This is a genomic window from Natronococcus sp. A-GB7 (assembly GCF_029688865.1).
In the GTDB taxonomy this organism is placed as follows: domain Archaea; phylum Halobacteriota; class Halobacteria; order Halobacteriales; family Natrialbaceae; genus Natronococcus.
The window spans coordinates 120,352-144,171 of the sequence record NZ_JARUKV010000010.1 but is presented as its reverse complement, the minus strand read 5'-3'; the positions used below and the strand labels follow the sequence as shown (position 1 = coordinate 144,171).

Here is a 23,820-nt window from a genome sequence, read left to right as displayed (position 1 = left end):
CCGAACCCACATCTCGTTACTCATACTTCGACGTGCCGTCTTTTCGACCCGTTCGTCCACCTCGAGCGACCGCGAGCGTAGCGGCCGTTTCGTTCGTCCCGCCGCGTAGCTTCGCGTGAGAGGATGATTTCGGTACTCAATCTCGACTGTGAAGCTGAAGCGGTCGATTCGTTGCCTATAGATGCGAATGGAACGGCCGGCGTCGTGTCTGCAGCCCCAACTATCCACACTGGGTGGGACTGAAAGGGGCCAGGGGCTTTCGCGGTAATACTGGCGAGTAGCAGTCCTGCTCGCACGAACACAGGGGATCGCCACGCCCTCCCCAGCCGACTCACTCGCTTTGCTCACGGCTTCCGCCGTTCGCATTGCCGCGGCGAACAGCGCCGCGCTCCGCTCGTTCGTCCACTGTCAGAGCGCGCTCTGACAAGCCTTCGTTCACGCTGTTCACGAAGACCTCGCGCGGCATCGTCGACCGCCCTCGCTTTCGCTCGATCGGCCGACAGCGTGCGCCACCGCAGAAGGACTGGTCGGACCGGAGTGAGACGTCGTTCACCGCTACCGAACGCGAGTTTCGCTCGAGGCACTGTATACCAAACCGTGCTACGACCCCTGTTAAACGCTGCCACACTGGGTTCATCGGACCGCAGCACGTTCGATACGGTATGCCAGTCGACCTCGAGTGCGACGCCTGTGGCCACCGCCATACGGTTCCGGATCGTCCGGACGACCCCGAGGGCGGCGGAACGGTCTGTCCCGCCTGCGGCGCGAAGCCCTTCACCGTCCGGCGGGACGGCCTTACGTGGCACCCTGGCGGCTGAGCGTCCCGTTTCCGACCGACTTCGGCGAGGGCACTCGAGGCGGGGTACGGGACCACCGCTGACGCGACAGTCGAAACGCACGACGAGTCGCAGTTCCTGACCGTCCCCACAATTATTATATACTCGTCAACCAGCTAGTCGAGTGTGGTTTACGAGACTGGAAATCCGACGGTCGACGACGCCCTCGAGCGGGTGCTGGCCGGCGAACGGCTCGATCGCACCGACGGGCTCGCGCTGATCGCCCAGCCGGTCGATCCCCTCGCCGAAGCCGGCGCGACGGTTCGGGATCGCTTCGGTGACGGCACCGTCGACGCCTGCTCGATCGTCAACGCGAAGGCGGGCAACTGCGCCGAGGACTGCGGGTTCTGTGCCCAGTCGGTCCACTTCGACACCGGGATCGACACCTACGACTTCCTCGGCCCGGAGAAGATCCTCGAGGCCGCAAAGCGGGCCGAGCGCGACGGTGCCCAGCGCTTCGGGATCGTCGTCGCCGAGAAGGGCGTCTCGCGGGAGCACCGCCCCGAGGAGTGGGCCGAGGTCCTCGAGTCGATTCGACTCGTTCGCGACGAGTGCGACCTCGAGATCGACGCCTCCCTCGGAATACTCACCGAACGGGAGGCCGCGATCCTCGCCGAGGAGGGGATCAACCACTACAATCACAACATCGAGACCTCGCCGCGGTACTTCCCCGAGATCGTCGACACGCACAGCTTCGAGGACCGGGTTGAAACCCTCGAGATCGCCAAGGAGGCCGGGATGGACCTTTGTGCGGGCGTCATTCTCGGGATGGGCGAGACCCCGACCGATCGGGTCGAGGCCGCCGTCGCCCTGCAGGAGATCGGAATCTCCTCGCTGCCCGTCAACGTGCTCAACCCGGTCGAGGGAACGCCCCTCGCCGAGCGGGACGTCGAGATCACGACCGAGGAGATCGTCAAGACCGTCGCGGTGTACAAGCTGCTCCACCCCGACTCGCGGGTGCGCCTGACCGGGGGTCGCGAGGTCAACCTCGCGCCCGAAGAGCAGCATCTGCCCCTCGAGGCGGGCGCCGACGGGCTGCTGACGGGTGACTACCTCACCACCGGCGGCCAGTCACCCGGCGAGGACATAGAGATCGTCGAACGGGCCGGCCTCGAACCCAACCGCGAGGTAAACGAGTTCGATCCCGAGGCGGTCAAGGCCCGCCACGACGGGTCGGCCGACGCGACGAGCAGCGAGGGCGCGGGCGACTCGAGCCCGAGTGCGGGCGCGGAACCGAGCGACGACTGACGACAACGGGACGACACTACAGCTACACATGGACGAAACGACGTTTGCGGTACTCGGCACCGGCGGTATCGGACGACGAACGCTCGAAGTGAGCCAGCACAAGGAGGGGCTCACGCCCGTCGCGGCCTGCGATCGCCACGGCACCGCGATCGACTTCGACGGGCTGGACGTCGACGAACTGCTGGCGGCGACGGAGGGCAACATCGACAGCGATCCCGGCGACGTCGCGACGGACGGCGGCGCGGCGACCGCCGACGGCGAGGGCGTCAAACAGCACGGCGAGAACAGGGGGGTGGTCGCCTCCGAACAGGCCCGCCCCAGCGACGACCCCATCCAGGACGTCATCGATCACGGCGACGGGATCGACGCGGTCCTGCTGGCGCTGCCGAACTACGAACACGACTTCATCCCTCGCGTCGCGGATCGGTTCCTCGAGGGGGGTTACGGCGGCGTGATGGTCGACGTCCTCAAACGCTCGCGCGTAATCGGCATGCTCGACGACCGCGCGGAGGCCTTCGAGGAGGCGGGGATCACCTTCGTCTGCGGCGCCGGCGCGACACCGGGGCTGCTGACGGGCGCGGCCGCGCTCGCGGCCCAGTCGTTCGTCGAGATCGAGGACGTAGAGATCTGGTGGGGCGTCGGCCTCGAGTCGGGGTACGAGGACAACCGCGGCACCGTCCGCGAGGACATCGCCCACCTGCCCGACTACGACATCGAGACCGCACGGGACCTCTCCGCCGAGGAGATGGAGTCGATCGTCGACGACCACGACGGCGTCATCGAGTTCGAGGACATGGAACACGCCGACGACGTGTTGCTCGAGCGCGCGGGAATCTGCGACGCCGAGGACGTTACAGTCGGCGGCCTCCTCGACGTTCGCAGCGACGAGAAACCGACCACGACGACCGTCTCCGTAACCGGAACGACCTTCGACGGCGAACGGGGGACGAACACCTTCCAGCTCGACGACGCGACGAGCATGGAAGCCAACGTCAACGGCCCCGCGCTCGGCTACCTGCGGGCCGGCGTTCGTCGCAATCGCGCCGGCGAGTACGGCGTCGTCGGTCCGGCGGAGCTGATGCCACACTTTTGAGACGGGCCGCTGGAAGTCCGCTCCGGAGCGACCGCGGGACGGAACCCAGCCGCTTCGGGAAACAGGGACGACAGATCGCATGACCGACTCGAGCGAACCCCGCGGTCGCCCCGACGCGAACCGTGACAGTGAAAACACACGGCAGACTCCGTTTACTCGAATGGAAGACCGCGGGTTCGACCTCGAGGGTCGGCTCGACGCGCTCGTCGAGCACGACCTGAAACGATCGCTCGCGCCCGCCGACCGGGTCGCAGAGCGGGGATACTTCGCGTCGCCGTCGGGAGGCGAGCTACCGGTGCTCGACTCCGAGGAGGCGCTCGTGTTCGCCTCGAACAACTACCTCGGACTGACCGCCGACAAGCGCGTCCAGGATGCTGCGCGCCAGGCCGGGGCGACCGTCGGCACCGGGGCCGGCGCGAGCCGACTCGTCACCGGCGACACGCTGGTCCACCGGGACCTCGAGCGGCTGCTCGCCGAGACCAAGGGCACCGACCGCGCGCTCGCCTTCTCGTCGGGGTACGCCGCCAACGTGGGCACGATCACGGCCCTCGAGCCGGACGTGATCTTCTCCGACGAACGCAACCACGCGAGCATCGTCGACGGCTGTCGCCTCTCGGGCGCCCAGACGGTCGTCTACGACCACTGCGACGCCGCGAGCCTCCGGGCCGAGCTGGCCGCCCGGGCCGACCGACCGGGCGCCGACGACGAGTCGTGGCTGATCGTCACCGACACCGTCTTCAGCATGGACGGCACCGTCGCTCCCCTCGAGTCGATCTGCGACGTCGCCGAGGAGTTCGGCGCGTGGGTGATGGTCGACGAGGCCCACGCGACCGGGCTGTACGCCGACGGGGGCGGGGTCGTCCAGGCCGAGGGACTCGAGAATCGGGTTCACGTGCAACTGGGCACCCTCTCGAAGGCGCTGGCGAGCCAGGGCGGCTACGTCGCCGGCAGCGACGCACTCGTCGAACTGCTGGTCAACGAGGCCCGCCCGTTCGTCTTCTCGACGGGGCTGACGCCGATGGCGGCCGCAGCCGCCAGCGAGGCCCTCCATCTCGCCCGCCACGGCGACGCCCGCGAGCGGCTCTGGGAGAACGTCGCCCACCTCCGGGACGGGTTCGAGTCGATGGGGTTCGAGGTGCCCGGCGAGTCCCAGATCCTGCCGATCGTGGTCGGCGACCGCGAGGACGCGCTGGCGCTCGAGGCCGGGATCCGCGACCGGAACGTGATCGCGCCGGCGATCCGACCGCCGACGGTCCCCGAGGGGACCTGCCGGATCCGCGTCGCGCCGACCGCGGCTCACGATCGTAACGACGTCGTCGCCTGCCTCGAGGCGTTCCAGGCGGCCGGGACGGAGGTCGGACTCCTGTGAGCGACTCGACGACGATCGCGGTCGTCGGCACCGACACGGGAGTCGGCAAGACCGTCGTCACCGCCGGGCTCACCTGGGAGTTTCGCGACCGCGGCGTCGACGCCCGCGCGATCAAACCCGCACAGACGGGACATCCACCCGACGACGACGCGGCGTTTGTCGCCGACGCCTGCGAGACCGACGAGGCGGCGACCTGCCTGCGCTACTTCGAGGAGCCCCTCGCGCCGCGGGTCGCGGCCGAACGGGCGGACGACCCCCTCGAGTACGAGCCGCTGCTGGCGGACTGCCGCCGCGAGTGCGAGCAGGTGCCAGTTTCTCTCCTCGAGGGGATCGGCGGCCTCCGGGTTCCGCTGGCGGGCGACCGCGAGGTGATCGACCTGGTCGCCGACCTCGCCTCGAGCGCGGTCGTCGTCACGCGATCGGGGCTGGGCACGCTGAACCACACCGCGCTCACCGTCAACGCCCTCGAGCGACGCGGAGTCGACGTTCACGGCATCGTCTGCAACGAGTACGAGGGAGCGTCGGTCGCCGAGCGGACGAATCCCGGAGCGCTCGAGCGCATGACCGACCACCCCGTCGAGACGGTGCCGCCGCTTCCGGGTTCGGATCCGGCGACGCTCGCGAACGGCGTTCACGACGCGCTCCAGCGGTCGTTCGTCGATCGGCTCCTCGAAACGGCGTAACGAAAGGGCGTAGCTGCCGGCTACAGCGGTGGTGCGGGCCGGTCACGTTCCAGAACGAGTTCGTCGCTTCCCGCCGCCGAATCGGTTGCCGCCGACGCCTCGATGAGCTCCGAGACGATCGCCGACTTCCGGTGGTTGACTTCGAGGTGGATCCGGAGATCCGTACGTTCCTCGTAGTCGTTCGAGCAGAGCGGACAGTCGTAGTCGGTCATTATTCGACACTCACCAGGAGTCGGTGTCCACACCGACCGCCGTAATAGTGTCGATCGGTTCACAATTAAACATATCGACGGGCCGATGATAATCGTCCCTACATGAAATCCGAGAGCCCTGACTGGTCGTCGTCGGGTTCCGCGGGCTCGTCGGCCGACTCCCCTGAGGACGCCTCCTCGTCTCCGGTCTCGGCGACGGCCTCGAGCGACTGCTGGTCGTCCCCATCGTTCTGAGCCGTGCCGTCTTCGTCGACGTCCTCGAGGTCGGCGTCGCTCGAGGCGCTCCCGAAGAAGGCGCCGCCGGAGTGTTCGACCGCCTGTTCCTCGCGGTGGTCCTCGGCGTCGGCGACGATCGACTCGACCTTGTTGGTCGTCTTTCCGCTACCGGTGACAAACGAGACCTCGCCCTCGTCGAGTTCGTAGACCGCGGCCATCCGAACCGTGAGCTCGCGGTTCTTGCAGTGGTGGGTCATCGCCGAGAGGAACGGGAGGATCTCCCGGCGGGCGGTCGCGACGCTGGTACCCTCGCGCTCGGCGATACGCTCGGCGATGGCGTCGCGAGTGTTTCTGGTCCCCTTGGTGCGGCCGAGCTTCGACCAGTAGCTCGGCGGGCCGTAGCGAGTCCAACCACCTTTCGGTTCGCGGCGGGAGGCGGCGACCCCCGCGGTCATGTTGTCGGTGGCGTACCGCCAGAACGAGTAGTCCTGCGTGGCCCGCACCCGGCCGAGCCAGCGGTCGGCGTTCGAGAGGAAGCCGTAGGCGTCGGCTAGCTCCTCACCGTGGTAGTCCTTCGGGACGTTGTCCTCGATCCAGTTCAGCAGGTCGTCGGGGGTTTCGTCGACGTCGTAGGAGGCGTACAGCGCCCCCTGAGCGTCTTCTTCCTTGATGAGGGCGTCGAGAAAGTCGAAGATACCCTCCGTGGTGTCGCGCTCGCTCGTGACGACGTCATCGACGGTCAGCCGTTCGGCCTCCTCGGCGACCGCCTGCAGGTCGTTGACCGCCGAGCGGAGGTCGCCGCTGGTCGATTCGGCGATCTTCTCGAGGGCCTCCTCCTCGAACTCGACGCCCTCGCGACGGCAGATGTCCCGGAGGACGGGAACGATCGATCGCTTCGAGACGTCCCGGAACTCGATCGTCTCGCAGGCGTTGCGCAGCGACTGGCTCATGTCGTAGAACTCGTTTGCCACGAGGACGATCGGCTGGTTCGCGTCCTTGACAACGCGGGTCACCTCCCGGGAGCCCCCGTAGTCGGCGTTGCCGTGGAAGTTGTCCGCCTCGTCCAGGATGACGAGCCGCCGCCCCGACCCGCCTGCGGTGAGGGTGCCGCTCTTTGCGGCCTCGCCCGCGACGCGCTCGATCACGTCGGCGCCGCGGCTGTCGCTGGCGTTGAGTTCCATCACCGGCCAGCCCATGTCGTTGGCCAGCGCGTGGGCCGCCGAGGTCTTCCCGACGCCGGGACTGCCGTGGACGATCACCGCCTTTCGGTGGTCGTCCCAGCTCTCGGCCCACTCCTTCAGCTGGTCCCGGGCCTTGTTGTTGCCGCGTACCTCCGATAGCGTCGTCGGGCGGTACGTCTCGGTCCAGTCGCTCATTGACTCGTGATTGGAACGAGCCGCGTTTAGGGATTGCGGAGCGTCACTCCTCGGCGACCGTCTTCAGATCGAGGCGGGACGTAACGTCCGCATATGTATCGTCGCTCGAGACGATAGTATCGCCGTCGGATTCGACGAGGTGGAGTGCATCAAACGGCGTGAAATCGTGGTCTTCCACGTACGTCGCCGCCGTAACGACCGTCTCCACGTCACCGCGTACCTCGACGAGGGTGGCGGCGTTCGAGACGACGCGTTCGGTATCACGTTCCTCCCGGTAGGCGACCATCAGGAGTTCGATGAGCGTGAACTGTGACGTCCACAACTCGTCGCGATGGTCCCGGTACACCGACTCGGCGGCCTCGCCGAGCCAGTCTTCGTCCTTGATGAGCGCGAGCAGAAAGTCCGTCTCGGCGTACATCTATCGTCCGGCCTCGTCGAGCGCTGCTTCACGTGCTTCTTCACGGAGTTCGTCGGCCGATTTTTCGACGTCCGCGAATTCGTCCCTGAGCGCCTCGAGCGGGTCGTCGGCGACCGGGACCAATTTGATCCCGTCGGGAAGCTGAACGACGTGATATCGGTCCCCGTATCGCTCTCGGACGTCCTTCGGAAGCGTGAGACGACCGCGGTCGTCAAGCGCTACGTCTGACATATCTCGGTGTACGGTGGGCAAGACAAAAAGCGTTCCCCGATATACGGATGATACCCATTCTGTGTTCACTTGTCGGAGTGTGTTTCTGTGTTCACGAGCGACCAACGACGCATATTCGACGTTCTCAGTACATCGAATCTCTATCGTACTTCCTCGAGTTCTCGGTCCAGTCGCTCATCGACGCGTGGGTGATGCGAGTCGCGTTTAGGGATTGCGGAGCGCCACTCCTCGGCGACCGTCCTCGGGTCGAGGCGGGACATGATGTCCTCGCATCGGCGCTCGAGACGATGTACCCTCGGATCCGATGAGTGCGAACGGCGGTGCCACAACTCCTCTCGGTAGAGCCGAGACACCGTTCCGGGGCGTCTCCGAGCTAGCTTTCGCCCGTCTTTCGAGAAGAAGTACGACGACGACGAAATGTACGGTTCGGCATCCGGCACATCGATGTCCGCCCCGTAGGTCGCCGGACTCGTCGGCCTCGTGCGCGAACTCGAGCCGGACGCCAACGCGAGCCAGCGGACGCCAACGCGAACCAGGTCGAGAACGTCATCGAGCGCGGCGCGACGGGCGACGGCCGCGGCGATCCGGAAACCGGTGCGGGTCGGATCAACGCGCTCGAGACTGTCAGAACGGTATAATCGTCCTGACCGTTCTTTTTCACCGAAACGGGACTGACCGTCGTCGAGGGCCGGAAGCAGCGAGCGCAGTCGCTAACTGACTCGAGCCCCAACCCGATCCATGAACGTCGCGATCGTCACCGTCGGCGACGAGCTGCTGGCGGGGACGACAACGAACACGAACGCCGCCTGGCTGGCCGAACAGCTGACCCAGCGAGGGGCGACCGTCGAGCGCATCCTGACGATCCCCGACGACCGCGAGCTCATCGCCGACACCGTCGCCGACTGGAGCGAGCGCTTCGACGCCGTGCTCGTCACCGGCGGGCTCGGCGGGACGCCCGACGACGTCACCCTCGAGGCCGTCGCGGCGGGGCTCGGTCGCGAGATGGTCGTCCGCGAGGAGATCTACGAGCGCCTGACCGAGAAGGCCCGGCGGTTCCGCGAAGAGAATCCGGATCTCGTCGCGGAGTACGACCTCGAGATCGACCTCGAGGCCGCAGCCTCGCTTCCGGAGGGGGCGGTACCGATCGTCGTCGAGGAGGCGTGGGCGCCGGGCTGTACGGTCGGGAACGTCTCCGTCTTCGCGGGCATCCCCGAGGAGATGCGGGCGATGTTCCGTGAGGTCGCCGGGGAGTTCGCGGGAGCGGCCCGTTCCCGAACCGTCTACACACCGGCCCCGGAGGGGTCGCTGACGGCCGTCCTCGAGGGGGTGACCGACGAGTTCGACGTCGCCGTCGGCAGCTACCCCCGCGGGGAGGACCGACCCGGTCGGATCCGCCTCTCCGGATCCGACCCGAAGACCCTCGAGGCCGCTGCGAGCTGGATCGACGCGCGGATCGAGACGGTCGATCCCGCGACGCCGGAGTCGACCGACTGACCGCGCGCCCGCCGACCGCTGCCGGTTTCGGGGGACGCCGACTCCGGTAGCTACTTGGGTCGACCGGACGACCGTCGCGTATGGGCGGCCGTGGACCCAAGCGAGAGCTCGCCGAGAAGATCGCCGGAGAGATCACGCTGAGCGACGACCCCGGCGCGACGTTGCGCAAGTGGCGAACCGACTTCGGCGTCTCCCAGACCGACCTGGCCAACCAACTCGAGGTGTCTTCCTCGGTTATCTCGGACTACGAGAGCGGGCGCCGAGAGAGCCCCGGGATCGGCGTCGTCGGCCGGCTCGTCGAGGGGCTGCTCGCGATCGACGAACGCCGCGGCGGCGATCGCATCCGCCAGTACGGCCGCGTGCTCTCGGCGGGCTTCGAGAGCGACGTCGTCTACGACCTTCGGGAGTACGCGACCTCGAAACCGCTCGTCCAGCTGTACGACGAGATCGGCGCGACCGAGGTCGCCGCCGGCAGCACGGATCAGGTCAGCGGCCACACCGTCATCGACAGCATCGGGGCGATCACCCGCCTCTCGAGCGAGGAGTTCTTCCGGCTGTACGGCCAGAGCACGAACCGCGTACTGGTCTTTACCGGCGTCACGCGGGGCGAGGCCGTCGCCGTCGCGCTCCGGGTCGTCAACCCGACGCCCAACGCCGTCGTCCTCCACGGCATCGAGGAGGACGATCTGTGGGAGCACGCCGCCGACCTCGCCCGGATCGACGGCTACTCGCTGGCCGTGACGACCGAACCGCTCGAGGAGCTGCTCGACCACCTCGTCACGCTCGAGTAAGGAATGTCGGAGACACCGGCCCGCCGAAAGGATCTGTGGACGACGGCGCTGACGGCCGTCTTTCTCGCGACGCTCGTCGTCGTCTACGTCGTCGACGAGCCGGAACTGTGGCTCGTCTGGGCGGTACTGACCGTCGTGGTCTCCGGAGCGGCGATGGTGCTTTTCAATCGGGAGACGCCGCAGGAGCCCTGATCAGGCGATCTGGTCCTCGTACTCGTCGGCCGACAGCAGCGCCTCGAGTTCGGTCTCGTCGGCGCCCTCGATCTCGAGCATCCAGCCCTCGCCGAGCGCGTCCTCGTTGACGAGTTCCGGAGAGTCGAACAGTTCCTCGTTGACCGTGAGGACCTCGCCACCGACCGGTGCGTACAGGTCGGAAACGGCCTTGATCGACTCGATGACGCCGAACTCCTCGTCCTGGGCGATCGACTCGCCCTCGTCGGGGAGTTCGACGAAGACGACGTCGCCGAGTTCGTCCTGTGCGAAGTCGGTGATGCCGATGCGGATCCCGTCGTCGGTCGGGAGTGCCCATTCGTGCGATTCGCGGTACCGTCGGTCGTCTGGAACGTCGAAGCTCATAGTTATGCTGTGTCGATGAACGGCGTGGTTTCAACTCTTGCCTTCTTGGATCGGCCGCGAACGACGACCTGGAGCGTCGTTCCCGGATCCGCGTACTCGACCGGGACGTAGCCGAGTCCGATCGGCTGCTCGAGGGTCGGACTCATCGTGCCGCTCGTGACCTTGCCGATGACCCGGCCCTCGGCGTTCGTGATATCGTAGCCGTGACGTGGAACGCCGCGATCGATCAGCTGGAAGCCGACCAGCTGTTCCTCGACGCCGTCCTCGTTCGCCTCGACCAGCGCGTCCCGGCCGACGAACTCGGTGTCGAGGTCGACCGCGAAGCCGATCCCCGCCTCGTAGGGCGTTCGCGGATTCGACTCGAGGTCGAACTCCTGGCCGGCGAGCAACAGCCCCGCTTCGATACGGAGCGTGTCGCGGGCGCCGAGCCCGCAGGGCTGACACTCGAGCCGGGACCAGACCGTCTCGGCCTCGGTCCACGGGACGACGAGCTCGAACCCGTCCTCGCCGGTGTAGCCGGTTCGGGCGGTCCAGCACTCGACGCCGGCGACGGTCGCGTACGCGGCCTCGAACCGACCCAGGTCGGTCGGCGAGCCGTCGGCGACGTCCTCGAGCAGGTCGGCCGCGTCGGGTCCCTGCAGGGCGAACATCGCGTACTCGTCGGTCTGGTTGTCGACGGTCGCCTCGAGCTCGAGGTCGTTGCGGTAGCCGATCCAGCGCTCGTGGGTCGCCTCGTCGGTACCGGCGTTGGGCACGAAGAGGTACGTCGGCTGGCCGTCCTCGTCTGGCAGCCGGTAGACGACCGTGTCGTCGATGATCAGGCCCTCCTCGTCGGTGATCGCGGCGTACTGGGCGTCGCCGACCTCGAGGCGGGTTACGTCGTTAGTGGTGAGCCGCTGCATCAGCGTCGTGGCGTCCGGCCCGGTGACGTGGATCTGACCCATATGAGAGACGTCGAAGATCCCGACGTCTTCCCGGACCGCCCGGTGTTCCGTCTGGATCGAGTCGAACTCCACGGGCATGTCCCAGCCACCGAACTCCGTAAACTTCGCTCCACGATCGGCGTGGATCCCACGCAACGGCGGCGTCTGAAGCGGCATAGTCGGCTTGACACTCCGGGGGTAGTAATGTCTTTTCGTCGGTCGTGGTCGTCTCGCACGCAGAACCCGGTCGCCGACGGTGGAAAAAGGACCGCGAACGAGCGCGGCTTAGCCCTCGTACTCGGTGATCGTCAGCGTGTACTCGCCGCTGCCGCTGTAGGCGTCGACGAGCACGTGCAGGTCCGCCGCCGTGTCGGGATCCTCGATCACGATCTCCTCGTCGCTGCCCCAGGTGTAGGAGATGTGGTCGTAGTCGGAGGTCGTCGGACAGCTACTGCGCTCGTTGGCGTAGAGGTCGAACGTGGCGTCGCTCGGTCCCTCGAGGTCGATGGCGACCCGTCGAGTGTCCTCGAACTGCCAGCCGTAGGTCCAGCAGTCGCTGTCCCAGGAACTCGAGAGCGTGTCGGTAATGGAGGTCGTCTCCTCGCCGTCGCCGGGATCGTCTCCCCCGTCGTCGTCATCGTCGTCATCGTCGTCATCGCCGTCGTCCGGCTCCTCGTCGGGGTCGGTGTTGACGGCGAGATCGGCGTCGACCCGACCGTCTCCCTGCTCGTCCTCCGGGAGTCCGATGTCGACGGCCGTCGTCCGCAGGTGGTCACGGAGCGCCTCGTTCGAGAGCCCCGGATGAGCCGAGAGTGCGAGTCCCGCGACGCCCGCGGCGACCGGCGACGCCATCGACGTCCCCGAGAACTCGTCGTAGTCGTCCCAGTTGACCGTCGAGAGCACGTCCGTGCCGGGTGCGGCGAGTTCGATCTCCGGTCCGACGTTCGAGAAGTCCGACAGCGACTCGGTCTCGTCGAGCGAGGAGACGGCTACGACGCTGTCGTAGGCCGCCGGATAGGAGACGCTCCCCCCGAAATCGTTGCCGGCAGCCGCGACCAGCAGCGATCCCTGCTCTCGGGCGTACTCGCAGGCGTTGTCCATCGTGCTCGAGTAGCCGCCGCCACCGAGGGACATGTTGATGATCTCGGCACCCTGGTCGGCCGACCACTGGATGGCGTCGGCGATGTCCGACAGCGAGCCGCCGCCGCTGTCGTCTAACGCGCGGGCCGACAGCATCGAACAGTCCGAGATCCCGGCGTGGCCGGTTCCGTTGTCGGTGCCGCCGGCGGCGATTCCGCCGACGTGGGTGCCGTGGTCCTCTCCCTCGCTGACGGGGTAGGGGTCGCTGCCGCTACCGGCGAAGTTCTCGCCGTAGTCCGAGACGCTGCCGTCCATGTTCCCCTCGAGGTTGGGATGGTCGTACTGGATCCCCTGATCGACGATCGAGATCGTCACGTCCGAATCCCCGAAGGTCGTCTCCCAGGCACCTTCGCAGTTGATCTGCTGGGGCGCGTACTGCTGGCCGTACTGGGGATCGTCCGGCGTGGCGAACGCCTCGACGGTCGCGTTCTCCTCGGCGTACGCGATATCACGGTCGCCCAGCACGTTCTCCTTGAAGTTCTCCTTCGCCCGCTCGTTTGCATTTTCGGGGAACTCCACCACGACGTAGCCGAGCGTCTCGTTCGCGTGGACGATCGCGGCGTTGTTCGGGATCTTCGGTTCAACTGTCCCCTCCGCGTCCGAGACGGAGTCGTCGACGCCGACGAGGATCTCCTCTTTCTTCGGTCCCGGCTCCCGGCCAGGTCTCGCCGTCGCGACCCCGCTCAGACCGAAGAGTGCACCCAGTGTGCCCGCTGCTTGGAGTACGCTTCGTCGACCAGTGTTGTGAATGTCATCACCTGTCATGACACATGCAGTCGGAGCACAAGAGTATATTAAATTCTTATGAAACAAGTTACAATTTATAGAGTATAGACCAATATGATTGAGTGTACGTGGAAGAATGCTTCTAAGATGGATCTGTGAGCAACGTTTGGTTTCCGAGTTCCTCATACATCAAATATAAACTAACACAAAGTTTGTTTTATGTTAGCAATACTTGCCGACAACTGTCGGCAGTGGGTCGCTCATCGGGTCCACGAGAACCGCTCGTGGCGGAACGAGGTTCACAAGGCAGACGGCAATCTCGAGCGGATATTGCCGTCAGCGCGTTCGCTCCGAGGAGAAACGAATCGGTCCTCGAGGAGCGCCGCCCCGATGGTCTTCCGCGGCGTTTCGTCACACCTTTTTTTACGGAGCGGAATTCAACGGCATGTTCGACCGCCTCCGGGCCCGGTTCGGGACCGGAACTGATGGACCGACGGTCGGCCTCTTCGTGGACGGGCCGAACGTCTTCCGCGAGGAGTTCGACGTCGATCTGGACGACCTGCGAACCGCCGCCGAGGAGCTCGGTCGGGTGGGCGTCCTCCGACTCTACCTCGACGAGCACGCCACGCCCGGCCTCATCCAGGCCGCGGAGGCCCGCGGCTTCGAGGTGATCGTCACCAGCGGCGACGTCGACGTCAAACTCGCCGTCGACGCGACCGCGCTGACCGGCGAGGAGGCGATCGACCGACTCGCGATCGCCTCCCGGGACACCGACTTCAAACCCGTCCTCGAGCACGCGGGTCGAGTCGGCGTCGAGACGATCGCCATCGCCCCGGGCAGTTACGGCCGTTCGGACGCGCTGCGGAACGCGGCCGACGACGCGGTGACGCTCGGCGAGTAACGCCGTCGGTGCGAGCCGGACGCGAGCGAGTCGGTGTCTTTTCGGCCGCGGACGCCCCACGGCCGTGTATGATCGACGACGAGACGCCGGTTCTCGACAACCACCTCCACCTCGACCCGGACAACCATCGTGGCATCGACGCCGTCCGCGACTTCGTTCGCGTCGACGGCACCCACATGCTCGTGGTGAACAAACCCTCCTGGCACCTCGGCGTCGAGGCTGACGAGGGCGAGGACTTCAGACCCGTCTTCGAGCGCACCCTCGAGATCGTCGCCGACGCCTCGGCCGAACTGCCGGGTCGGGCCTGGCCCGTCCTCGGCGTCCACCCGGGACTGATCTCGCGGCTCGTGGACGAACGGGGGTACGCCCCCGAGGAAGCTCGAGAGATCATGCAGGGCGGGATCGACGTCGCCGCTGAGTACGTCGAGAGCGGCGACGCGCTGGCGCTGAAGTCGGGGCGACCGCACTACGAGGTCACGGACGACGTCTGGGCGGCCTCGAACGCCGTCATGCGTCGCGCGTTCGAGCGCGGAGCGGACCTGGACTGTGCCGTCCAGCTCCACGCCGAGGGCGGCGAGGATCTCACCGAGGTCACCGAGTGGGCTGAAGCGGCCGGACTCCCCGCCCACAAGGTGGTCAAACACTACGCGGGCGGCCGTCTCGAGGGACCGATTCCGAGCGTCATCGGGGAGAAGGACGAACTCGAGCGCGCGGCCGAGCGCGGCGAGCCGTTCCTGATGGAGACCGACTACATCGACGATCCGGACCGCCCGGGTGCCGTGCTCGGTCCGAAAACGGTCCCCCGGCGGGTGGCGTGGCTACTCGAGAACGGGTACGACGACGCCATCAGAAACGCCCACGTCGAAACCCCGAAGCGGGTGTACGGTATCGACACCGAATCGACGCTCGAGCGGGCCTAAAACGGCCGTCTCGGGATTGTCGTCGCGGAATACAGGTAGAGAAAGGCATTTCAAGCGGCCGGTGTAGGTGTCTGTATGAGCAATCCCCCCACCGAGTACTACTCGGCGGAACGCTGGCAGAACTGGATCGATCGCATCAAGGACGAGGAGATCGATCCGGAGGACGAGGACTCGGCGCGGCTCCTCTTGAATCTACAGGACGACACCGCGATCGCGATCGCGAAGATCGTCGCCGACTACGACGACGGCGAGCTCGAGCAGGAGGAAGCGCTGGCCGAGATCGAGGACGTTCGCGAGGTCGTCCTCAGTGAGGTCGACATCGAGGACGAGGAGAAGCTGATCCTCGTCGACGGCGTTCAGACGAGTCTGGTCTGTGTCTTCTTTGCCGCCGAGGAGTACATCGCCAACGGTCCAGCCGAGGAGGGGACCGTCACCGACTATCTCGGCGCGGCCGCCGACGCCGAGGCCGAGGAGAACCTCGACGCGGCGCTGGGGTACGCCGCCCAGGCCGGCACGCTCGTCATCGACGACGAGGAGCTCGATATGGGCGTCGCCGAGGAGTTCGAGTACGGGCTGGTCACCGAGTGGATCAACGGGTTGGACAGCCTCCAGAGCGCGATGAGCGATCCCGAGGTCGTCGAGGAAGACGAGGACTGACTCTCGCAGCGCTTTCTCTCCGATCGGTTCGACAGCCGACGAGCGATTCTCCTGCGACGCCCGTCGCTCGAACCGACCGGTTCGCCCGTCGTCGCTCCCGGAGCGACTCGCACCGTCGACGCGGTGTTCGACGACCGTCGAAACGACGAACGACAATATCATATAGATCGGACAGTATTCCCGTACTATGACCACAGTCGGTATCGACGCCGTCGAGATCTGGACCGGGAACCTCAAGCTCGACCTTCCCGGCACCTTCGCCCCCCAGAAGGGTGAGGATCCGGAGAAGTACACGAAGGGGCTGGGACTCAACGCCAGCTCGTTCCCCGACAGCTACGAGGATATCGTTACCATGGGGGCCAACGCCGCCCACCGACTGATGGAACGGAAGGGCCTCGAGCCCGACGACGTCGGTCGGATCGACGTCGCGACCGAGAGCGCCTTCGACAACTCGAAGCCCGTCTCGACGTACGTCGCGGGCTGTCTCGAGCAGGTCTACGAGGGCGACTTCCACCACGCCAACAAGGGCGAGCGGAAGTTCGCCTGCATCGCCGGTACCCAGAGCTTGGACGACGCCTACAACTGGATCCGCGCGGGTCGCAACCGTGGCCGGGGCGCGATCGTGATCGCGACCGACACCGCGCTCTACGCCCGCGGCGACGCCGGCGAGGCGACCCAGGGTGCGGGAGCCGTCGCGATGTACATCGCCGAGGACCCGGACCTCGTCGAGCTCTCGCCCGAGCAGGGGTACGGCTCGGCCGACGAGACGGACTTCCTCAAACCGAACCAGCAGTTCCCCTCCGTCGACGGGAAGCGATCGGTACAGGTCTACCTCGCCCGGATGCGCGAGGCGCTACAGGACTTCGAGAGCGTCGCGGGCGACGTCCACCCCGACGACATCGCATTCATCCCGTTCCACACGCCGTTCCCGGGGATGGTCCGCAAGGCGGGCCTGCTGGGCTATCGGCACATCACGCGGGATACGGCCATCGAGGAGGAGCTCGCCGAGGAGATCGGCCGCCAGCCCCGGCGCGAGGCGTTCGACACCGAGGACGACTACCACGAGGCCGTCCGGGAGTATACGGACGCACTCAAGGGAACCGACCAGTATCAGGAGTGGTACGCTCGGACCATCGACCCGACGCTGACGATCTCTCGCGAGGTCGGCAACTGGTACACCGGTTCGGTCCACATCGCCCGAATCAGCGCGATGAAACACGCCCTCGAGGACGGCCGCGATCTAACCGGCGAGACGCTGCTGGTCGGCTCCTACGGCAGCGGCGCCCAGGCCGAGATCCACGCCGAGACCGTCTGCGAGAGCTGGGACGAGGAGATCGCGGCATTAAACGTCGACGAACAGCTCGCGGCCCGCTACGACATGAGCTGGGAGGACTACGAGGAGGTCCACGACGCCCACAACCACGAGATGGACGTCGACGTCGAGGAGTTCACGACGCCCGAGGAGGAGTTCGTCTTCGACGGCTGGGGCCGGATGGGCGAGCGCAAGTACCGCTACGTCGAGTAGCGGTTTTTTAGCGTAGATTTTTGCGAGCGAGCGCGTTTGCGAGCGAGGAAAAAGGTACGTCGGGATGGGCGAGCGCAAGTACCGCTACGTAGCGTAGCTCTGTAGCGACCCACCACTCGTTCGGAGCCATCGTTCTCCGGGGTCGTGTCGGCGACGTGCCAGCCAGCGATGAATTATAAGTCGGTCGGGGAAAGATAGCGCATGATGACGAGACGAGAGATCGGGCTGGTTCGCGAACCGGACACCGGTGATCGCCGCCAGGAGTGGGGTACCGTCGGGACGAACGACCTCAGAATCGAGCCCGAGGCGGCCGAGACGGTCGTCGACGCCCTCGGCGTCGACTGCGCCGGCTCGTTCAACCTTTTCTATCTCCTCCGAAAGCACTACTGGACCGCGGAGGGGGCGGAGTTCCGCGAGGTCGCGGCGTTCCTCGAGGGAGCGTACAAACGAGTCCGCGCTATCAACGACGACCTCGCGGTCCGGATCGTCGAACTCGGCGGCATCCCGCCGAACACGCCGCCGACGATCCAGGAGCGCGCTGCGGTCCACCTCGAGGCCGAGGATCTGTACGATCTGCGCGCGTCGCTCGAGGGGGATCTCGAGGGGTACGCGACGCTGGTCGCGAGCGTGCGCGAGCACGTCGAGTTGGCCCGGGAGGTGGGTGACTTCGGGACGGCCGAACGACTGGACGACCACCTGACGACCCTCGAGGACGACGCCCACGCGATCGAGCAGTTCCTCGAGAGCGATACGCTCGTGCTAACGGAGGCGACGAACTGACCATGGCGAGCGAACCGCACCTTCGAAGCCTCGGCGCGGAGCACGTCCGCCAGGAGTGGAACACGATCGGCGAGAACGAGCTCCGAATCGATCGCGAGGCGGCAAAGCGGGTCGTCGACGCGCTGAACGCCGAGCTCTCGGGACTGTACATCCTGTTCAATCAGGTCCGGAAACACTACTGGCTGCTCGAGGGAGCCGAACGCGAGGACCTCGGCGGCTTTCTCGAGGACGCCGCCGATCGACTCGCCGAGACGACCGACGCCCTCGCGGTTCGTGTCCACGCGCTCGGCGGGGTGCCGGTCTGCGGTCCGATGGGGATCCGCCAGCACGCGCCCATCCACATCGAAGCGCCCCACCACTACGACGTGCGGTCGTCGCTCGAGCGCGATCTCGAGGGGTACGCGACGCTCGCGGCGCTGTTTCGCGACCACGTCGAGCAGGTCGAACGGGTCGGCGAGACGGCCACCGGCGAACTGCTTCGCGAGCGCCTCGTGGTCCTCGAGGACGACGCTCACGTCCTCGAGCGGTACCTCGCCGAAGACACGCTCGTTCGGCAGAACGCACTCGACTGACCGATCGCCAGGACCGACTTACTCCCGCCACCGCTCCCGCTCGGCCGCTCGCGCCCGCGACTCGAGCTCGTCGGCGTCGGCGTCGTTCTCGAGTGTGACGTCCCCGCCGTGAGCGTGTACCACTGACGCGTCGAGCCGCGAGCCCGCGAACTCGGAGTCGGTCTCGTCCCGATCCGAGCCCGTCTCGTCGCGGCCGTCGTCGGACCCGGGCAGCACGCGCGAGAGGAGGGTTCGAAGCATACGTCCTCGTTCGGGCGCGAACGTGATAGTCGTTTGTCCGTTTCGGACGCGGTGTGGTGCTGGCTCGGACCCGAACCCGTACGGTCGTTCGGCGCTCGCTTCCTCGACGCCGCGGCCGAGCGTGGCTCGAGGCGAAACCGATTACCCTGTCCGGCGGATAGCTCGAGCAACGAGTACCGCCTCCCGATCGCCCTCGACTCCGACCACACATGGACCCGTTTACCCTCCTCGGCATCGACGTCGCGCTGTTCCTGCTCATCGGCCTGCTGGCCGGCGCCCACTGTATCGGAATGTGTGGGCCGCTGGTGACCGTCTACGCGGGTCGGATGGACGACGGCGCGGCGACCGGAAAACGCGGCTCGCACCTGAGCACGTACGAGGTGCGCCAGCACGCGCTGTTCAACCTCGGTCGAACCGCGAGCTACACGCTCCTCGGTGCCCTCTTCGGCGCGCTCGGCGGCCTCCTGTTCGTCACGACCGACTCGCTGACGCCCCTGGTCGAACCGATCCGAGGTGGCGTCGGCCTGCTCGTCGGCGGGTTCGTCATCGCCACCGGGATCTACTACCTGCTCGGGCGGACGACGGGCGGGATCCACCTGCCCGGCCTCGAGCGCCTGACCGGCTGGCTGATGGGCCACGTCGATCGACTCGCGAACGGCCCCGGCATCGTCGGGCTGGGCGCGCTTCACGGGCTGCTCCCCTGTCCGATCCTCTACCCGGCCTTCCTCTACGCGTTCGCGACCGGGTCGCCGGCCGGGGGTGCCCTCGCGCTCGCGGCGCTGGGAATCGGGACCGTTCCCGCGGTGTTTCTCTACGGCACCGTCATCGAGTCGGTCGACGTCGTCCACCGCCAGCGAGTCCACCGCCTGCTCGGGGTTGCGTTCGTCGTGCTGGGCTACGTCCTCTTTGCCCACGGACTGATGAGTATCGGGATCCACCTGCCTCATCCCGAGCTCCCGTTCTACGACGGGATCGACGCACCGGGAGCCGACGCCCACGACCACCACTGAACGATGACAGACCACACCCACGAAACCGGTTGCACCCTGTGTGAGCTTCCCGTCGAGGGCAGCGACGTCACTGACGACGAGGGGAACCGCTTCTGCTGTGTCGGCTGCCGGGACGTCTACGACGCGCTGGGCGACGTCGAGGACGTCGCCCCCGAGGACGTCCGTCGACAGCGTGCCGACGCCGGGGAGCGGGCGGTGCCCGACGACCACGAGTCGACGTACCTCGAGGTCGACGGGATGCACTGTGCGACCTGCGAGGCGTTCATCGAGTCAGCCGCACTCCGGGAGGACGGTGTCAGCAACGCCGACTCGAGCTACGTCACCGACACGGTTCGGATCGACCACGATCCCGATGCCGTCTCCCAGACCCAACTCGAGGAGGCGATCAGCGGGCTGGGGTACAGCGCCTACGACCGTGAGGACGCGTTCATGCGCCGGAAGGCCGACAACTGGATGATGGGCCGGATCGTCGTCGGCGTCCTCATGGGGATGATGGTGATGATGCAGTACCTGCTGATCATCTACCCAACCTACTTCGGCGGGCTGTTCTACGACGAACGAACGTACGAGTTCCTCAGCCAGGCGCTGGCGAGCGAGCTCGCGACGCCGTTTTACCTGATGATCGCCGCGCTGACGACGATCGTGCTGGGCGTGACCGGCAAGCCGATCCTGCAGGGCGCCTACGTCGCCGCGAAGACCCGGTCGCCGAACATGGACCTGCTGGTAACGATCGCGGCCGTCAGCGCCTACCTCTACAGCACGCTGTCGATCGCCGTCGGCGGCGACCACATCTACTACGACGTCACCGTCGCGATCATCGTTATCGTCTCGGTCGGCAACTACTACGAGTCGACGATCAAGGAGAAGGCCACCGAGCGCCTCTCGGACCTCACGGCAGTCCAGATCGACGAGGCCCGTCGCGTCGGCCCGGACGGGAGCCACGAGGAGGTCGCCGTCGACGACCTCGAGGCCGACGACCGACTCCTCGTGCGGGCCGGCGAGCGGATCCCCGTCGACGGCGAGGTCGTCGAGGGCGATGTCGCCGTCGACGAGGCCGTCGTCACCGGCGAGTCCCTGCCCGTCGGGAAGACGGCCGGCGACCGGGTCGTCGGCGGGTCGATGGTCACCGACGGCGCCATCACCGTCCGCGTCGGCGAGGATGCCACCAGCAGCCTCGATCGGGTCACCGAACTCGTCTGGGACCTCCAGAGCTCGAGCCACGGGATCCAGAAGCTCGCCGACAAGCTGGCGACGATCTTCGTCCCGCTCGTGCTGGTCCTCTCGGTCGTCGTGACGACGATCTACCTCCTGACCGGTGCGGGCGTCGCCGACGCCCTGCTGGTCGGGCTCACCGTGTTGATCGTCTCCTGTCCGTGCGCGCTCGGACTGGCGACCCCGCTGGCGGTCGCGGCGGGGATTCGCGACGCCCTGGAGCAGTCGATCGTCGTCTTCGACGACACCGTCTTCGAGCGCATCCGCGACGCCGACACCGTCGTCTTCGACAAGACGGGAACGCTGACGACCGGGGAGATGACCGTCGTCGAGACCGACCTCGAGGACGGGTTGTTCGAGCAGGCGGCCAGACTCGAGCGCCGCTCCGCGCACCCGGTCGGGCAGGCGATCGCCGCCGAGCGCCCCGTCGCGGACGGCGGCACGCTCGAGACCGAGTCGGCCCCCGGCTCGGCTCGAGTCGACGGCGAGGACGAGGACACCCTCGAGACCGAGGGGGAAGCTGACGACGGTATCGACTCCTTCGAGAGCCACCGCAACGGCGTCGCGGGCGTCGTCGACGGCGACGAGATCGTCGTCGGCCACCCCGATCTCCTTCGCGATCGGGGGTGGACGGTTCCCGACGACGTCGCCCGCCGCATCGAGTCGGGGCGCGAGACGGGACGCGTTCCGGTCGCCGTCGGCCGGAACGGCGTCGCCGAGGGTGTGATCGTCGTCGGCGACGACCTTCGCGAGGGATGGTCGGAGACGCTGTCGGCCATCGCGGAGACGGACACCGACGTCGTCGTGCTCACCGGCGACGACGCCCGCGCGGCCCGTCGGTTCCGCGAGGAGCCGTCGGTCGACCGGGTGTTCGCGGGTGTCCCGCCGGAGGGGAAAGCCGAGACCGTCGAACGGCTCAAGCGAACGGGTCGGACGGTTATGATCGGCGACGGAACCAACGACGCGCCGGCGCTGGCTGCCGCCGACCTCGGGATCGCACTCGGCGGCGGGACCGCGATGGCTGCGGACGCGGCCGACGTCGCGCTCGTCGACGACGACCTCGGGTCGGTCGACACCGTCTTCGAACTCGCGCGAGCGACCGACCGCCGAGTGAAGGGCAACATCGGCTGGGCCTTCTGTTACAACGGGATCGCGATCCCGCTTGCCGTGACGGGACTGCTCAACCCGCTGTTCGCCGCGCTCGCGATGGGTGCGAGCAGCCTCCTGGTCGTCACGAACTCCTCGCGGTCGCTGCTCGAGGACTGAGACGAGCTATTACCGGTTTTTCGGAGCGAGCGCAGGCCAGCTCGCGGTCGCTTCGGAACTGACCGACGGCGCCCCTTCGGCGACAGCGGAGCGATCTCAACGCGAACTAATTAGTCCTGGCCACCCAATCGGAAGCTATGTCGACGCGCCCGGAGCTGTCCGAGTGGCTCTCCGACAGAGCGGGATTGGTCGTTCTCACCCTCGTCAGCGTTCTGCTCGCGGCGCTTATCGTCCTGCCGTATCTCCAGTACGTCCTGCTCGGCGTGATCCTCGCGTACATTCTCATGCCCGCCCAGCGCCAGCTCGAGAAGTACGTTCGGTCGATGACGGCCGCGCTCGTCCTCGTCGTCGTCGCGATCCTAACGATTCTGCTGCCGGTGATGTACGTGCTCGCGATCGCGCTCGGGCAGGCGCTCGACATCGCCATGGACGTCCAGGACGGGACGCTCAACGTACAGGATATCGAACAGCAGATCGAGACGGAGTTCGGCTACCCCGTCGACCTCCAGGAGACGTACGACACCTATCAGGAGCCGATCGCGACCGGGTTACAGGAGCTCGCGACCGGTGCGCTCGAGTTCGTCGGCGGCGTTCCGTCGATCGCCATCGGGCTGACGGTGACGGTGTTCGTGCTCTTTGCGCTTCTCCGCGACGGCGATCGGCTCGTCGGCTGGGTGCAGTACGTACTCCCCGTCAAGGACCACGTGCAGCGGGAGCTGCTCACCGAACTCGATCAGCTCATGTGGGCGTCGGTCGTCGGCAACGTCGTCGTCGCGATGATCCAGGCCGTCCTGCTGGGCGTCGGACTCATGTTTCTCGACGTGCCGGCGGTCGTGTTGCTCACCGTCGCCGCGTTCGTCGCCGCGTTGCTCCCCCTGATCGGCGTCTTCGCCGTCTGGATGCCGATCTCGATCTACCTGGCGGTGATCGGCGAAACCGTCCCCGCGGCGATCCTCGTCGGCTACGGCCTGCTCGTCAGCGCCTCCGACACGTACCTCCGACCCGCCCTCATCGGCCGCACGAGCGCCTTCAACTCCGCGATCGTCGTCGTCGGCATCTTCGGCGGCCTCGTCGTCTTCGGCGCGGTCGGGCTCTTTATCGGCCCTGTCGTTCTCGGCGGCGCGAAGATCACCCTCGATCTGTTCGCCCGTGAGTGGGCGATCGCCGAGGGGGACCCGCCGGTCGGACCGCTTCCCGCGGCCGATCCCGCGGCCGACACGGCCCCGAGCACGGGGATCACCGATGAGTCGCCGATCCCGGACGAGGAGGACGATCCGGGCGGCGACTCGAGCGCGGAGCCCCCTGCCGAGCCCGGTCCGGAACCGGACCCCGAATCCAACAGCGACCGGTCGGGGTCGACCGGTTCCGAACCCGACTCCGCCGAGTGATACTCGCCCCGCGAAGA

General features: G+C 67.0%; 25 protein-coding genes and 1 pseudogene. 18 read left to right on the top strand and 8 right to left on the bottom strand.

Annotated elements, in window-relative coordinates; all coding sequences use genetic code 11:
• Positions 1 to 662: 662 nt before the first annotated feature.
• From QA609_RS11255 to bioD, 5 genes are all read left to right on the top strand, one after another.
• A complete protein-coding gene (locus tag QA609_RS11255; protein WP_278302698.1) occupies positions 663 to 818 on the top strand; it encodes a hypothetical protein in 156 nt (51 codons plus the stop codon).
• Positions 819 to 962: 144 nt separating this feature from the next.
• Positions 963 to 2,084, top strand: a complete 1,122-nt coding sequence (gene bioB / locus QA609_RS11250) for a biotin synthase BioB (RefSeq protein WP_278302697.1) — start codon at positions 963 to 965, stop codon at positions 2,082 to 2,084.
• Positions 2,085 to 2,112: 28 nt separating this feature from the next.
• Complete coding sequence (locus QA609_RS11245) at positions 2,113 to 3,177, top strand: transcriptional regulator (protein WP_278302696.1); 1,065 nt, start codon at positions 2,113 to 2,115, stop codon at positions 3,175 to 3,177.
• A gap of 160 nt (positions 3,178 to 3,337) precedes the next feature.
• Positions 3,338 to 4,546 (top strand): 8-amino-7-oxononanoate synthase, encoded by a 1,209-nt coding sequence (locus QA609_RS11240; protein ID WP_278302695.1) that lies wholly within the window; start codon positions 3,338 to 3,340, stop codon positions 4,544 to 4,546.
• Positions 4,543 to 5,229, top strand: a complete 687-nt coding sequence (gene bioD / locus QA609_RS11235) for a dethiobiotin synthase (RefSeq protein WP_278302694.1) — start codon at positions 4,543 to 4,545, stop codon at positions 5,227 to 5,229. Before QA609_RS11240 ends, bioD begins: the two co-directional genes overlap by 4 nt.
• 20 nt (positions 5,230 to 5,249) lie before the next feature.
• Here bioD and QA609_RS11230 read toward each other — a convergent pair whose 3' ends face one another.
• The 4 genes from QA609_RS11230 to QA609_RS11215 all read right to left on the bottom strand — a co-directional run bounded on the left by QA609_RS11230 (position 5,250) and on the right by QA609_RS11215 (position 7,682).
• Complete coding sequence (locus tag QA609_RS11230; RefSeq protein ID WP_278302693.1) at positions 5,250 to 5,441, bottom strand: hypothetical protein; 192 nt, start codon at positions 5,439 to 5,441, stop codon at positions 5,250 to 5,252.
• Positions 5,442 to 5,539: 98 nt separating this feature from the next.
• Positions 5,540 to 7,033 carry a replication factor C large subunit gene (locus QA609_RS11225; protein WP_278302692.1) on the bottom strand — a complete coding sequence of 498 codons (1,494 nt, stop codon included), beginning with the start codon at positions 7,031 to 7,033 and terminating at the stop codon, positions 5,540 to 5,542.
• A 43-nt stretch (positions 7,034 to 7,076) separates the two neighbouring features.
• On the bottom strand, positions 7,077 to 7,451 hold the full coding sequence (locus QA609_RS11220; protein ID WP_278302691.1) for a PIN domain-containing protein: 375 nt from the start codon (positions 7,449 to 7,451) through the stop codon (positions 7,077 to 7,079).
• The gene (locus QA609_RS11215; protein ID WP_278302690.1) at positions 7,452 to 7,682 is read right to left on the bottom strand and encodes an AbrB/MazE/SpoVT family DNA-binding domain-containing protein; all 231 of its coding nucleotides are present in this window, start codon (positions 7,680 to 7,682) and stop codon (positions 7,452 to 7,454) included.
• 420 nt (positions 7,683 to 8,102) lie between these two features.
• On the opposite strand from QA609_RS11215, the pseudogene QA609_RS11210 reads away from it, so the two are divergent.
• From QA609_RS11210 to QA609_RS11195, 4 genes and pseudogenes are all read left to right on the top strand, one after another.
• Positions 8,103 to 8,320 (top strand): annotated as a pseudogene (locus QA609_RS11210) (S8 family serine peptidase); the annotation flags it as partial.
• 100 nt (positions 8,321 to 8,420) lie between these two features.
• Positions 8,421 to 9,176, top strand: a complete 756-nt coding sequence (locus QA609_RS11205) for a molybdopterin-binding protein (RefSeq protein ID WP_278302689.1) — start codon at positions 8,421 to 8,423, stop codon at positions 9,174 to 9,176.
• An 80-nt stretch (positions 9,177 to 9,256) separates the two neighbouring features.
• Positions 9,257 to 9,967, top strand: coding sequence for a helix-turn-helix domain-containing protein (locus QA609_RS11200; protein ID WP_278302688.1), 711 nt, complete (start codon positions 9,257 to 9,259; stop codon positions 9,965 to 9,967).
• Positions 9,968 to 9,970: 3 nt separating this feature from the next.
• A complete protein-coding gene (locus QA609_RS11195; protein WP_278302687.1) occupies positions 9,971 to 10,159 on the top strand; it encodes a hypothetical protein in 189 nt (62 codons plus the stop codon).
• Here the strand turns inward: QA609_RS11195 and gcvH are convergent, their stop codons facing one another.
• The 3 genes from gcvH to QA609_RS11180 form a co-directional block, all read right to left on the bottom strand.
• Positions 10,160 to 10,543: a glycine cleavage system protein GcvH gene (gcvH, locus tag QA609_RS11190; RefSeq protein ID WP_278302686.1), complete on the bottom strand. Its 384-nt coding sequence runs from the start codon at positions 10,541 to 10,543 to the stop codon at positions 10,160 to 10,162.
• 2 nt (positions 10,544 to 10,545) lie between these two features.
• The gene (gene gcvT, locus QA609_RS11185; protein ID WP_278302685.1) at positions 10,546 to 11,643 is read right to left on the bottom strand and encodes a glycine cleavage system aminomethyltransferase GcvT; all 1,098 of its coding nucleotides are present in this window, start codon (positions 11,641 to 11,643) and stop codon (positions 10,546 to 10,548) included.
• 108 nt (positions 11,644 to 11,751) lie between these two features.
• Entirely contained in the window at positions 11,752 to 13,371 is a 1,620-nt protein-coding gene (locus QA609_RS11180) for a S8 family serine peptidase (protein WP_278302684.1), read from the bottom strand.
• A gap of 406 nt (positions 13,372 to 13,777) precedes the next feature.
• Here QA609_RS11180 and QA609_RS11175 point away from each other — a divergent pair, with 406 nt between their 5' ends.
• The 6 genes from QA609_RS11175 to dpsA (QA609_RS11150) all read left to right on the top strand — a co-directional run bounded on the left by QA609_RS11175 (position 13,778) and on the right by dpsA (QA609_RS11150) (position 18,687).
• The gene (locus QA609_RS11175) at positions 13,778 to 14,233 is read left to right on the top strand and encodes an NYN domain-containing protein (RefSeq protein ID WP_278302683.1); all 456 of its coding nucleotides are present in this window, start codon (positions 13,778 to 13,780) and stop codon (positions 14,231 to 14,233) included.
• A gap of 68 nt (positions 14,234 to 14,301) precedes the next feature.
• Positions 14,302 to 15,153, top strand: coding sequence for a TatD family hydrolase (locus QA609_RS11170; protein ID WP_278302682.1), 852 nt, complete (start codon positions 14,302 to 14,304; stop codon positions 15,151 to 15,153).
• 75 nt (positions 15,154 to 15,228) lie between these two features.
• On the top strand, positions 15,229 to 15,810 hold the full coding sequence (locus tag QA609_RS11165; RefSeq protein WP_278302681.1) for a DUF2150 family protein: 582 nt from the start codon (positions 15,229 to 15,231) through the stop codon (positions 15,808 to 15,810).
• Between the two features lie 187 nt (positions 15,811 to 15,997).
• Complete coding sequence (gene hmgB / locus QA609_RS11160; RefSeq protein WP_278302680.1) at positions 15,998 to 17,335, top strand: hydroxymethylglutaryl-CoA synthase; 1,338 nt, start codon at positions 15,998 to 16,000, stop codon at positions 17,333 to 17,335.
• Between the two features lie 201 nt (positions 17,336 to 17,536).
• Entirely contained in the window at positions 17,537 to 18,115 is a 579-nt protein-coding gene (dpsA, locus tag QA609_RS11155) for a DNA starvation/stationary phase protection protein DpsA (protein ID WP_343233796.1), read from the top strand.
• A gap of 2 nt (positions 18,116 to 18,117) precedes the next feature.
• Positions 18,118 to 18,687 carry a DNA starvation/stationary phase protection protein DpsA gene (gene dpsA / locus QA609_RS11150; protein ID WP_278302679.1) on the top strand — a complete coding sequence of 190 codons (570 nt, stop codon included), beginning with the start codon at positions 18,118 to 18,120 and terminating at the stop codon, positions 18,685 to 18,687.
• Positions 18,688 to 18,705: 18 nt separating this feature from the next.
• Here the strand turns inward: dpsA (QA609_RS11150) and QA609_RS11145 are convergent, their stop codons facing one another.
• A complete protein-coding gene (locus tag QA609_RS11145; RefSeq protein ID WP_278302678.1) occupies positions 18,706 to 18,927 on the bottom strand; it encodes a hypothetical protein in 222 nt (73 codons plus the stop codon).
• A 209-nt stretch (positions 18,928 to 19,136) separates the two neighbouring features.
• Here QA609_RS11145 and QA609_RS11140 point away from each other — a divergent pair, with 209 nt between their 5' ends.
• From QA609_RS11140 to QA609_RS11130, 3 genes are all read left to right on the top strand, one after another.
• A complete protein-coding gene (locus tag QA609_RS11140) occupies positions 19,137 to 19,937 on the top strand; it encodes a sulfite exporter TauE/SafE family protein (protein ID WP_278302677.1) in 801 nt (266 codons plus the stop codon).
• A gap of 3 nt (positions 19,938 to 19,940) precedes the next feature.
• Positions 19,941 to 22,415: a cation-translocating P-type ATPase gene (locus tag QA609_RS11135; protein WP_278302675.1), complete on the top strand. Its 2,475-nt coding sequence runs from the start codon at positions 19,941 to 19,943 to the stop codon at positions 22,413 to 22,415.
• 137 nt (positions 22,416 to 22,552) lie between these two features.
• Positions 22,553 to 23,803, top strand: coding sequence for an AI-2E family transporter (locus QA609_RS11130; protein ID WP_278302674.1), 1,251 nt, complete (start codon positions 22,553 to 22,555; stop codon positions 23,801 to 23,803).
• Positions 23,804 to 23,820: the final 17 nt, after the last annotated feature.